The sequence below is a fragment of the Phenylobacterium sp. genome, from assembly GCF_028290885.1.
Classification (GTDB): domain Bacteria; phylum Pseudomonadota; class Alphaproteobacteria; order Caulobacterales; family Caulobacteraceae; genus Phenylobacterium.
In genome coordinates, this window is sequence record NZ_JAQGIZ010000236.1 from 1 (window position 1) to 11093 (window position 11093).

Sequence of the window (11093 nt, forward strand, 5' to 3'; positions counted from 1 at the left end):
CGAGCGTGCTTACGACGTGATGGTGATCGGCGGCGGCGCCGCCGGCGGCGCCGCGGCGATCGCGGCCGCGGAATCGGGCGCCCGGGTTTGCCTGGTTGAGGCCGGACCAGCAATTGGCGGATCCACCGCGTTGTCGGGCGGCTTCGTCATGGCGGCTGACACGGCCTTCCTGCGTGAGCATGGCGTCGAAGACACCGTGGACGCCTTCTACGAGGACGTCATGAAGGTGAACGGCGGATCGGTTGATCCCGTCGCGGTGCGCCGCATCTGCGAGGCCGCCAAGGACACGATTGAGTGGCTCCAGACGATTGGCGTCACCTTTTTCCATGACCCCTACGTGCGGCGTGGGCATGCAACGGCCGGCGGCGGCGAACAACTCATGCGCCACGTCGAGGCGGAACTCGCGAACAAGGGCGTCGATGTCGCCGTCCAGACCCGCGTGACGAAACTTGTCACCGACGAGAACGGCACGGTCCGTGGCGCCGAAATCGATGGCGAGCCCATTCTGGTAGGCGCTGTCGTGCTCACCACCGGCGGCTATGGCGCCAATCCGGATATGGTGCGCGACTTCATGCCCCGATCACGGCTGGCCGGTGACTGGATCTACTATGTCGGCGGCGCCTACAATCGCGGCGACGGGATACTGATGGCGCAGGCGCTCAATGCGGCCGTTCGCGGGGAGGACCAGGGGATGCTCGGGACTGGCAACGGATTCCGACAGCATACGGAAGTCTATGTTCCGTCCTGGGCGATGGTCGTGAACGAGAATGGAGTGCGGTTCGGAAACGAATTCGCCACCTATTGGGGGTTTCCGGAGATGTTGCGGCGCCAGCCCAATCACCACGGGTTCGCCATTCTCGATGGGAACATGCTTAAAAATGCGAAGGCGGATCGGCGGATTGTGGAATATCACCGCCAGGGCCTAACGCAGGTCAGTTGGCTGCCAGACGATTTCCGCGAAAAGATCGCGGAAGGGGTGGTCAAGACGGCCGATAGCTTGGCTGAACTGGCCGGCAAGCTCGGCATGGACCCGCAGGCGCTTGAGACCTCCGTCGCCCGTTATAACAAATTCTGCGAAACCGGCGTGGATGAGGACTTCGGCAAGGAGGCGATCGATCTGACGCCAATCCTCAAACCACCCTTTGCTGCGGTCGAGGTTCGAAATCTCCTCCTGTGGCTCACCCATGGGGGGCTGCAGGTGAATGCTGACGCTCAGGTGTTGAACGAGGACAATATGCCGATCAGTGGCCTCTACGCCGCCGGAGAAGTCGTCAACAACATCAATGGCGCGACCTATTTCGGCACCGGTTTCTCCATCTCCAGTTCTCTGACCCTTGGCCGGATCGCCGGGGCGGCCGCGGCGGCGTTCGCCACCGCGTCCCAGGAAGCCTGACATGGCCAATCAGAACGGTGGGCGTGCTGTGCAGCCCAATCGCATTCTAGAAGCCGATGTCGTGGTCATCGGGTCCGGCGCCGGCGGAATGACGGCAGCGATCGTCGCCGCCGATGCGGGCCTGAAAGTGGTCGTGCTCGAGAAGACGGAGTACTTTGGCGGCACTACCGCCCGATCGGCCGGCGGGATCGACATACCGTGCAATCACCACATGGCGGAGCTCGGCCAAACCGATACCCGGGCCGACGCGGAACTCTATCTTCGTAGCGTCGCCGGCAATTACTATGATGAGCAGGTTGTTGGCGCATTCCTCGACAATGCGCCAGAGATGCTCAGCTACATGGAGCGGCGCACCGAGGTTAAGACGGATGGGATGCTGTTCCCGGACTATGAGCCGTGGCAGCCCGGAGCCAAGCTCGGCCGGATGGTCAATCCTCTCCCCTACGACTCTCGCAAACTTGGAAAGTTCAGCGCTAAACTACGCCCGCCGCTCAACCAATTGACCATACTGAAGGGGCTGCAAATCCGCACCATCGAGGTGGGGGACTTCGTGGACGTCCTGCACACGCCGAAATCCTTCGTCCAGTGCGTGAAGCTGATGGCGCCCTATTTCTACCAGAAGATCAGATACGGACGAGGCACGCGCCTGGCGCTCGGCAACGCCCTCGCGGGTCGGCTGCTCAAGTCCTGCCTTGATCGCGATAACATCCGCATGATTGATCTCGCGCCGGTGCAGCGGCTCATCCGGGACGGCGACCGGGTAACCGGCGTGGTGTTCAATCGCGACGGCGAGGAATGGTCGGCGGTCGCGCATCGAGGCGTTGTGCTGGCGACAGGCGGATTTTCGGCCAACGGCGAAATGCGCGCCAAATATCTGACCCAAGCGCAGGACGGTCTCACCCTGCAGCCCCCCGGCAACGACGGAGACGGCATTCGGATGGGCGTCGCCGAGGGCGGCGCCTTCGTCACCAACAACGCGGCGAATGGCAACTGGGCGCCGGTTTCGGTGATGGTCGAGGAGGATGGCTCGCGCGTTGTTTACCCGCACTTCGTGCTTGATAGGCATTCCGCGGGCACGTTGACGGTCGGCCCGGACGGCAAACGGTTTGTCAACGAAGGGCAGAACTATCAGCTCTTCTGCAACACGATGCACGCGCGCGAGTTCGACCGGTGCTTTATTATCGCAGATCATAAATTCGTCCGAAGGTCCGGCCTAGGCATGGCGCCCCCAAGTCCGATGTCGCTGACGCCGTACCTCAAGCGCGGCTATCTTCTCAAAGCGAGAACGCTTGCCGATTTGGCGCGAAAGATCGGGGTAGAACCTTTGGCTCTCACGGAGACCGTCGAGCGTTTCAACGAGTATGCGCGCGTCGGAACCGACCCGGAATTTCATCGCGGCGACGATATATACTCGGCTGCCCTTGGAGGCGGGTCGGGTCCTAACGCCGCGTTGTCGCCGATCGAATCCGGCCCATTTTATGCTCTGGAGATGCGGCCCGGTGACTTCGGCTCGGTGGCGGGACTGAAGATCAATGGCCATGGACAAGTTGTCGACCCCAATGGCACCGCAATTGTGGGCCTCTATGCAGTCGGCACCACGGCGAACTCGATCTTTGGCGGAACATATCCGACCGGAGGAGCCAACATCGGGCCTGCCATGACCTTCGGTTACATTGCGGCCAAACACCTCGCCGACGCACGAGCGCCTGGTTGATCCATCAAGCCCGGCCCTGGTGATCGCTCGGTTGGCTGTGCTGTTTGCGAGCTCAGGGGAGGTTTGGGGGGATCTATCGGCTGGGCGTCGAAGTGCAGCTCAGCTACGGTATGGCTGCTTTTTTTGTCCTTCTGAGGCCCTTAGAGATACCGCTGGGGAGCGGTTGGCGGCGGTCCAGGCGCAAAGGGACCACGCGTTCCCCACGGTCACGCCCACGAAGTGAAGGACGAACTTCAGCGCCAAGAGCCGCTCCCCCGGCGAAGTCTCCCCCGGACGACCCGACACCGCCGAGGTCCTCTCCTAATCTGCCGGCGAGCAGATCATCAGCGGAATGTCGCGGTCGGTCTTCTGGCGGTAGGCGTCGAAGCTGGGATAGCTGGCCACCACCACCGGCCACAGCTGCGCCTTCTGGTCCGCGCTGGCCTGGCGTGCGCGCATGCGGCGCTTGTCGGTCCCGACCTGGATCGTGATGTCGGGGTGAGCGACAAGGTTGTGGTACCAGACAGGGTTCTTGGGCGCGCCGCCTAGGGAGGCGACCAGCAGCACGTCATCGCCGTGGGCTGTGTACATCAGGGGCGTGGTGAGGATGCGTCCGCTCTTGCGCCCGGTCATGGTCAGCAGACAGATCGGCGAGCCTTCCATCCGGTTCATCATGCGCCCGCCGGTGAGGCGGTAGACGAACACATTCAGCCTCGAGAAGGCTTTCAGGATCCACTTTGGCGGGGGTTTGGCGGGCTCGGGCATGGCGGGGCTCCGGATGGGCGGGGGCGGCGGAGGCGCGTTTTTAGCATGACAGGCTTGCGGCGCCGCCGAATATCGCGCGGCGCCCTTCTTGCCGTCGCCCCTTCACTGTAGCCTCGGGAGGTGGCGTCGCGTCCGTCGCGTTGTTGATCGGGCTTTGCTGCGTCATCCGCGTCAGCAAGTTCCGCACCGTCGACTCGCGCCAGTCGCCACCCCGCGCGGTCCGCACGCCCCTTTCGTTGAGCGCACCGGCGATGGCCCGAAGCCGAGCTTCACGCCTTGGGCCTTACGGGCCGCCAGGGCGAGGCGCATAGCGGACCTTCCCAAGGGGAGAGGTGGGTGGACAGCGGAACAAAGTCCCTTACGGTCGAATGATGGGGACCGCTTTCCGTCTCACCGCAGCGATTGCTTTCACCTGTTCACTCGCTGGGTGTTCGCCGCCGTGGGACGCCCAGATTGTAAATGACTTCAGCACCGCGTCACACCTTGTGGTGTCCGGACCCGGCAAATGCAGCGGCTACGGAGACCTTCCACCAGGGACCGCTTTGTCTCTTCTCTGTAAGCTGCGCGAGGCGACAATCAATTTTACCGACCGCAAAGGTCACGAGTGTGTGGCTGGTCCTGAGGAAGTATATCGACAGGCGGAAGATCGAGACACCGGCCCGATCTGGTACAAGAAATTCGTGCTAGTTCGCCTGTCACGCTTGCGCTGCGGTGTGGTTCGCGGCTGACTGTCGCTTCCGCCTATACCTTTCGCGTCGAGTTAACTTGCACGCTCGTGATCGTGGAGGGCCGCTGGAACTTGCGGGATTGCACCATGAACTTTCAACACCTGACCGATGTCCGAGTTGGGTCGCGAACCGTCGGTGGGTCACAATCCGAAACCTGCCATTCGTTCAGCCAGTGACCGCGTGCTCGGACGTGTCCCGGGAGGTGGTGTAGCCCCGCGCGGTAGCGTAGCCGCCGGTGAAGCGCGCCTCTCTCCGCGGCGCAGTCGCGAGCGAACGGCGTAGCGGTGGGCATCAACGATCTTCCTCCCGGTCAGGCGCTGCGAGGTTGCGAGCGTGGATCGCGAACGCCCCAGCCGCCCCTCTCCACGTCGCCGAAGAATTCGAGCAGCATCTGATTGTACATCGCCGGTTCCTCCAGGTTCATGGCGTGGCCGGTGCGCGGCGACATCCACAGGCCCGAGCGCGGGATCGTTCGCTTGAGGAAGATATTAACCTCGATGACCGCGTCATCCTCGTCGCCGACCATCAGCAGGACGGGCGTCGGCAGTCGCCGCAGCGCCTCCGAGAAGCCGTAGAGCGAGGGGCGGATCGCCTGGAAATTTCGCAGGGTCAGGGACGATCCGATGACCGAATGTTCGTGCAGATACTCGCGGAACATCGCCCAGCCGCGCGGGTCCTTGTTCTGCAGCTGCACGCGCGAGGGTCCCACCGACATGTAGTCGCCGCCGCCCACCCATCCCCTCGCCTGCAGGGCGTCCGCCGCGGCGATCATGTCGGCGGGATTGGGCGTCTGACCCGCCGGAACGGAGCCGGAGCCGCCGCTCGAAAAGGCCACGGCCGTCACGCGGCCCGGATGGGCCAGGGCGAACTGCAGCGCCGAATAGGCCCCCATGCTCAGACCCACCAGATGGGCTTTCTCGACCCCCAGGTGGTCCATCAGCGCGCCGATATTGTCCCGCTGCCGCTCCCATCGATAGGCGTCGGGGTCGTCCGGAATGTCCGACGGGGCGTAGCCCAGCGCGTTGTAGGTCACGCATCGATAGCGGCGTCCAAGCTGGCGGACCTGCGGCTCCCACGTGCGGTGGTCCGCCGCGAACTCATGGCAGAAGATGACCGGGTGACCCGATCCGGTCTCCTCGTAATAGAGCCTGCCGACGGTCGTCTGCGCGTAAGGCATGGCTGGTCGTCGCTCAGTCCAGCTTGCGCCGCACCGTCTCGATAAGGGCGATGTGCGCGTCGACGCCGTCCAGGCCCCGGCCCATGGTGGCGAGGCTGGCGTGGGTGCCACCGGAGTCTCGCCAGGCCTTGAAGGCGTCGGCGATCTTTTCCGCCTCGCCCGCAGCCCCGTACATGTACTCGCGTCCGAAGGCCGCCGGGTCGCGGCCGGCTTCCTCGAGGGCGGCGCGAACCACGGCCCAGCCTTCATTGGCGCTGGCCAGCGGGCCGCCGAACAGGAAGCCGTCCGCCAACCGCCCGGCGCGGCGGTACGCCGGCGGCGAGAAGCCGCCCATCCAGATCTGAATCGGCTTCCTGGGGTACACGGTCAGGCTCGCGCGCTCGATGTGATCGAAGCGCCCGTGATGGGTGACCACCGGCTCGCTCCACAGCCGGCGCAACAGCGGGATCTGCTCTTCCATGCGCGCGCCGCGCGTATGGAAGTCCTGGCCGAGGGCTTCGTATTCGACCCAGTTCCAGCCCAGGCCGACGCCCAGGCGAAAACGATCGCCCGAAAACAGCGCCAGGTCGGCAGCCTGCTTGGCCACCAGCGCGGTCTGGCGCTGCGGCAGGATGAGGATGCCCGACACCAGCTCCAGGCGCGTCGTCAGCCCCGCGAGGTAGGAGAACATGGTGAACGGATCGTGGAACGGGTCCCTTTCGGTGTAGGGACCGGTCAGCCTGGGCTCGCGGCCCTCATGCACGGCGCCAAGGACGTGATCGTACGCGATCAGATGGTCGTAACCGAGCTGCTCGGCGGCGACCCCGAACCTGCGGACCGCCTCAGGATCTCCCTTCATTTCGATTTGCGGATAGATCACGCCTATCTTCATGGACATCTCTCCCTGGGGCCGCGTCGGCCATCGCGTTCGCCGACTTTCCGTCAATTACTCATGGCGTCGGCCGCGGGTAAATTACTCGCAAGGAAGAGCGTCGGCGAGGTCGCAAATGGGAAACCTCCTCGCCCTCGATGGAGGGATCCATCTCCTTGCAGCCGCCGACGTCGAGGCTATATGACATCCCATAAGATGTCATATAGGAGGCGGTGCTGCGCGTTGTCCTGGACACGTCGGTCATCGTGACTGCGCTGCGAAGCCGCGATGGTGCGAGCTTCGCTCTGCTCGGCGCGGTGCGGATGCGGAGGGTAGTTCCGCTCGCCACGCCGACGCTGTTCCTGGAATATGAAGACGTGTTGAAGCGGCCGGAACAGAGAAAGGCTTCGGGCCTGAGTCTGGACGATGTGGAAAGGTTTCTTGGGGCATTCGCCGTGGCGATCGAGCCAGTGGAGGTTCATATTCGCTGGCGGCCGCAACTGCGCGACCCCGGTGATGAAATGGTGTTCGAGGCGGCGATCAACGGCGGAGCGGATGCGCTGGTGACGTACAATGTGAAGGATTTTCGAGAGGCGGCGCCGCGCTTCGGCCTCCGGGTCTTGCGGCCCGCCGAGCTTCTGTTGGAGATCATGGGATGAGTAGAGCGACCTATCCCCTCAAACTGCCGCATTCGCTCAAGACGGCGGCGGCCCGCCTCGCCAAGGAGGACGGCGTCAGTCTGAACCAATGGATCGCCACGGCCGTGGCCCAGAAGGTCGGCGCGGTGGAAACGGCGGCGGAGTTCTTTAGGCGCCGGGCCAGCGGCCATTCGCTCGACGCCCTCGACGCGTTCCTGAATGGGGCGCCTCACGGTCCAGTCGAGCCCGGCGACGAATTGCCAGCGGGTTGGACCTCCTCGTCATTGACCAATGACGGGCGCTGATACGCGAGACTTCACGGCGGCGCGGCGTTTCGGGATCGAGGTCGTCACGCCAGCGGAAGCGCGCCGGAGGCTGCGATGAACGACACCGAAACAACCGTCCGCCTGCAGCCCTCGCTCAGGTTGGAGGCGGAGCGTCTGGCCGCGGCGGACGGCGTGAACCTCGATCGGTTCGTCAACGTCGCCCTGGCCGAAAAGCTCTCGGCCCTCGAAACGGAATCCTACCTTAGCGCACGTGCCGCCAAGGGCCGCCGCGAGGGGTTCCTGGCGTTCCTGGACGAGGCGGGAGACGAACCGCCCGCCGAGGGCGATTAACTTACTTTCCTCGCAAACCTACCCCAGACTCTCCTCCAAACTCGCCAGCCTTGCCGCCTGGTCCTCGGCGATCAGGGGGTTGATCACGTCGTCCAGGGCCTCGCCCTCGATCACCTTGGGCAGGTTGTAGAGGGTCAGGTTGATCCGGTGGTCGGTCACCCGGCCTTGCGGATAGTTGTAGGTGCGGATGCGCTCGGAGCGGTCGCCGGAGCCCACCTGGGCCTTGCGGGCGTCCGAGCGAGCGCTGTCGGCCGCCGCGCGCTGCTGATCGTAGAGCTTGACCTGGAGCGCCTTCATGGCCCGCGCCCGGTTCTGGTGCTGCGACTTCTCCGACGAGGTGACCACGATGCCGCTGGGCAGGTGGGTGATCCGCACGGCCGAGTCGGTCTTGTTGACGTGCTGGCCGCCCGCCCCGGACGAGCGGTAGGTGTCGATCCTGAGATCCTGGTCGCGGATGTCGATGTCGATGTCCTCGGGCTCGGGCAGCACGGCGACCGTGGCGGCCGAGGTATGGATGCGCCCCTGGGCCTCGGTGTCCGGCACCCGCTGGACGCGGTGGACACCGCTCTCGAACTTCAGCCGGCCGAACACGCCGTCGCCGTTGATCGAGGCGATGATCTCCTTGTAGCCGCCCATCTCGCCCTCCGAGGCGCTCTCGACCTCCACCTTCCAGCCGCGGGTCTGGGCGTAGCGCTGGTACATGCGGAACAGGTCGCCGGCGAACAGCGCCGCCTCGTCGCCGCCGGTGCCGGCGCGCACCTCGAGGATCGCCGAGGCGTTCTCGTCGCGGTCCTTGGGGGCGAGCAGCAGGGCGACCTGCCGCTCCAGCTCGGGCAGCCGCTCCTTGAGGCCGAACAGCTCCTCATGGGCGAGGCCGGCCATCTCGGGATCGCCCGAGGCCGCCATCTCCTCCAGCTCCGGCAGTTCGCCGCGGACCCGCTCCAGGCCTAGCACGGCCTCGGCGACGGGGCGCAGCTCGGCATGCTCCTTGGAGAGCCGCACGATCTCGGAGCCGTCGGTGGCGGCAGCCATCCGCGCCTCGACCTCGCGGAAGCGGTCGAGCACCTGGTCGAGCCTGGCTTGGGGAAGTCGCACCGTCTGGACGCCTTGCAGAAAGGGGAGCTTGTCTAGCGTTCCCGACGCCGCTTGCAAACCGGCGCGGGAAGGAGGCCTGGCCATGTACCACGAGGGCAACCGTGCGCTGCAGGACGCCTTTGGCAGCCGGGCGCTCGCCGACCGGCTGGAGGAGAAGCTGCGGCGCGACCGCTTCACCGAGGACGACGCCGCCTTCGTGGCGAGCCTCGGCTTCTTCTTCCTGGCGACGGCGGACGCCGACGGCAGACCCGATTGCTCCTTCAAGGGCGGCCCGCCGGGCTTCGTCCGCGTGGCCGGGCCGGATTTGCTGGTGTTCCCCGACTACGACGGCAACGGCATGTTCAAGAGCCTGGGCAACCTCGGCGTCAATCCGCACGTGGGGCTGCTGTTCATCGCCATGGGCGAGGCGCCGAAGCGGCTGCGGGTGAACGGGCGGGCGGTGGTGGTGCGCGACGATCCGCTGATCGGCGAGACGCCGGGCGCCCAGCTGCTGGTGAAGGTCACGCCCACCGACATCTTCCCCAACTGCCCGAGATACGTCCCGAACATGACGCTGGCGGCGGCTTCGCCGTACATCCCGGCGGCCGGAATCCCGCCGGTGGAGCCCAAGTGGAAGGTCTTCGAAATGTTCGCCGATGTGGTCCCGCCGCGGCGGCGGTAGAGCGGGACCGTAGGAACAGGGGTCTCCGCCCGGGGGTTACGGCGCAGGTGACACTTGGAGACCTAATCCCATGGCTACCGAACGAGTGACCGAGCGTCCTGACGGCTCCACCGAGCGCGTCGTGGAGCGTGACGGCGGCACGACCTATGTCGACCGCGGGGGCTCCGGCCTGGGCGGCGTGATCATCGGGATCGCCGTGCTGGCGCTGGTGGCGATCGTCGCCTTCTTCCTCATGACCCAGAGCCGCAACGACACGGCGCGCACCAGCGCGGTGACCGGGGCCGCCTCCAGCGTGGCGAACTCCGCCTCGCGCGCGGCCGACAGCGTCGGCAACGCGGCGGGCAACGCCGCCAACCCGAGCAAATAGCACCTGCCTCCCCTGTGAAGGGCAAGGGCAGGAACAAGAAAGGCCCTCTCCGTCGCCGGAGAGGGCCTTTTCTGCGCCCGAGGGCGTTGGGAGCCTAGGCGCGCTCGCCGGACAGCGGCGCGTTGCCGAACATGCCGAGCTTGACGTTGCCGGTCATCTTGTCGCCCTCGACCTTGGCGTCGAACTCCAGCTTCATCGGCATCGGATTGGTGATGTCGAAGCTCCAGGTCAGCTTGTCGCCGTCCACCGCGCCGGTGATGTCCTGCGAGCCCATGTCGCTGGACGTTGAGCCGGTGAAGGTGTCGCCGTTCGTCTTGATGGTCGCGTTGACCGTACGCGCGCCCATCGGAGTGTTGATGGTGATCTTCCAGTTGCCGTCCGCGGACATCTCGTCCCTCCCGGTGTTGCGGCGCTCACCTAACCGCAATCGCCGAACCCGCACAAGGGTGACGCAGGCGTCATTTTCGAAAGGTGATGCTGCCGCGCAGGGCGGTCAGCGGACCCGCCGGTAGAGGTGGAACGCGTCCCGGGTGCGCGGGAACTGCGGAATGACGAGGGTCCCCAGCAGCTCGAAGCGGGTCTCCAGGTAGCGGTGCAGCCCCGCCGTGCCGGTGACCCCGCCGCACGGTTCGCCGATCGCCGTCACTCCGCCGCGATCCGGGCCGTCTCGGCGGCCTCCAGCTCGGCGGCCTTGGCTTCGACCAGCTCGACGATGTGGTCGACCATCCGGCCGTTGTCCATCTTGTGGTCGGCCCGGCCGGCCACATAGACCATGCCGGCGCCCTTGCCGCCGCCGGTGAAGCCCAGGTCGGTCATCAGGGCCTCGCCCGGGCCGTTCACCACGCAGCCGATGATGGAGAGGCTCATGGGCGTCGAGATGTGCGCCAGCCGGGCTTCCAGCGCGGTCACCGTCTCGATGACGTTGAAGCCCTGCCGCGCGCAGGAGGGGCAGGCGATGATGTACACGCCGCGGAGGCGAATGCCGAGGCCCTTGAGGATGTCGAAGCCGACCTTGATCTCCTCCTCCGGGTCGGCGGCGAGGCTGACGCGGATGGTGTCGCCGATACCCGCCCACAGCAGGCTGCCCATGCCGATCGAGGATTTCACCG

15 protein-coding genes are annotated in these 11093 nt (G+C 65.6%); 7 read left to right on the top strand and 8 right to left on the bottom strand.

The annotated features are described in order from the left end of the window. The coding region (locus JWP28_RS15570; RefSeq protein WP_366143821.1) for an FAD-dependent oxidoreductase at positions 1-1393 on the top strand (1393 nt) is incomplete at its 5' end. A 1-nt stretch (position 1394) separates the two neighbouring features. Beyond that, a complete protein-coding gene (locus tag JWP28_RS15575) occupies positions 1395-3107 on the top strand; it encodes an FAD-dependent oxidoreductase (protein WP_299544294.1) in 1713 nt (570 codons plus the stop codon). Between the two features lie 300 nt (positions 3108-3407). Here the strand turns inward: JWP28_RS15575 and JWP28_RS15580 are convergent, their stop codons facing one another. The 4 genes from JWP28_RS15580 to JWP28_RS15590 form a co-directional block, all read right to left on the bottom strand. Then, the gene (locus JWP28_RS15580) at positions 3408-3851 is read right to left on the bottom strand and encodes a nitroreductase family deazaflavin-dependent oxidoreductase (RefSeq protein ID WP_299544296.1); all 444 of its coding nucleotides are present in this window, start codon (positions 3849-3851) and stop codon (positions 3408-3410) included. Positions 3852-3891: 40 nt separating this feature from the next. Continuing rightward, positions 3892-4104 carry a recombinase family protein gene (locus JWP28_RS20665; protein ID WP_366143822.1) on the bottom strand — a complete coding sequence of 71 codons (213 nt, stop codon included), beginning with the start codon at positions 4102-4104 and terminating at the stop codon, positions 3892-3894. Positions 4105-4889: 785 nt separating this feature from the next. Continuing rightward, on the bottom strand, positions 4890-5756 hold the full coding sequence (locus JWP28_RS15585) for an alpha/beta hydrolase (protein ID WP_299544298.1): 867 nt from the start codon (positions 5754-5756) through the stop codon (positions 4890-4892). A gap of 13 nt (positions 5757-5769) precedes the next feature. Further along, positions 5770-6627, bottom strand: coding sequence for an LLM class F420-dependent oxidoreductase (locus JWP28_RS15590; RefSeq protein ID WP_299544301.1), 858 nt, complete (start codon positions 6625-6627; stop codon positions 5770-5772). Positions 6628-6839: 212 nt separating this feature from the next. On the opposite strand from JWP28_RS15590, the gene JWP28_RS15595 reads away from it, so the two are divergent. From JWP28_RS15595 to JWP28_RS15605, 3 genes are all read left to right on the top strand, one after another. Then, the gene (locus tag JWP28_RS15595; RefSeq protein ID WP_299544304.1) at positions 6840-7265 is read left to right on the top strand and encodes a putative toxin-antitoxin system toxin component, PIN family; all 426 of its coding nucleotides are present in this window, start codon (positions 6840-6842) and stop codon (positions 7263-7265) included. After that, positions 7262-7549 carry a YlcI/YnfO family protein gene (locus JWP28_RS15600; protein WP_299544306.1) on the top strand — a complete coding sequence of 96 codons (288 nt, stop codon included), beginning with the start codon at positions 7262-7264 and terminating at the stop codon, positions 7547-7549. Before JWP28_RS15595 ends, JWP28_RS15600 begins: the two co-directional genes overlap by 4 nt. 75 nt (positions 7550-7624) lie before the next feature. Beyond that, the gene (locus tag JWP28_RS15605) at positions 7625-7861 is read left to right on the top strand and encodes a hypothetical protein (RefSeq protein WP_299544308.1); all 237 of its coding nucleotides are present in this window, start codon (positions 7625-7627) and stop codon (positions 7859-7861) included. Between the two features lie 18 nt (positions 7862-7879). Here JWP28_RS15605 and prfA read toward each other — a convergent pair whose 3' ends face one another. Further along, complete coding sequence (gene prfA / locus JWP28_RS15610; RefSeq protein WP_299544309.1) at positions 7880-8956, bottom strand: peptide chain release factor 1; 1077 nt, start codon at positions 8954-8956, stop codon at positions 7880-7882. Positions 8957-9038: 82 nt separating this feature from the next. Between prfA and JWP28_RS15615 the strand changes: the two genes are divergently transcribed. Together JWP28_RS15615 and JWP28_RS15620 are read left to right on the top strand one after the other, a co-directional pair. Continuing rightward, positions 9039-9617 carry a pyridoxamine 5'-phosphate oxidase family protein gene (locus tag JWP28_RS15615; protein WP_299544311.1) on the top strand — a complete coding sequence of 193 codons (579 nt, stop codon included), beginning with the start codon at positions 9039-9041 and terminating at the stop codon, positions 9615-9617. A 70-nt stretch (positions 9618-9687) separates the two neighbouring features. Next, complete coding sequence (locus JWP28_RS15620) at positions 9688-9984, top strand: hypothetical protein (RefSeq protein WP_299544313.1); 297 nt, start codon at positions 9688-9690, stop codon at positions 9982-9984. A gap of 94 nt (positions 9985-10078) precedes the next feature. Here JWP28_RS15620 and JWP28_RS15625 read toward each other — a convergent pair whose 3' ends face one another. The 3 genes from JWP28_RS15625 to JWP28_RS15635 form a co-directional block, all read right to left on the bottom strand. Continuing rightward, the gene (locus JWP28_RS15625; RefSeq protein WP_299544314.1) at positions 10079-10372 is read right to left on the bottom strand and encodes a hypothetical protein; all 294 of its coding nucleotides are present in this window, start codon (positions 10370-10372) and stop codon (positions 10079-10081) included. 105 nt (positions 10373-10477) lie between these two features. Continuing rightward, entirely contained in the window at positions 10478-10630 is a 153-nt protein-coding gene (locus tag JWP28_RS15630) for a hypothetical protein (protein ID WP_299544316.1), read from the bottom strand. Then, positions 10627-11093: flavodoxin-dependent (E)-4-hydroxy-3-methylbut-2-enyl-diphosphate synthase (locus JWP28_RS15635; protein ID WP_299544318.1), on the bottom strand; the 467-nt coding region annotated here is incomplete at its 5' end. The genes JWP28_RS15635 and JWP28_RS15630, both read right to left, overlap by 4 nt.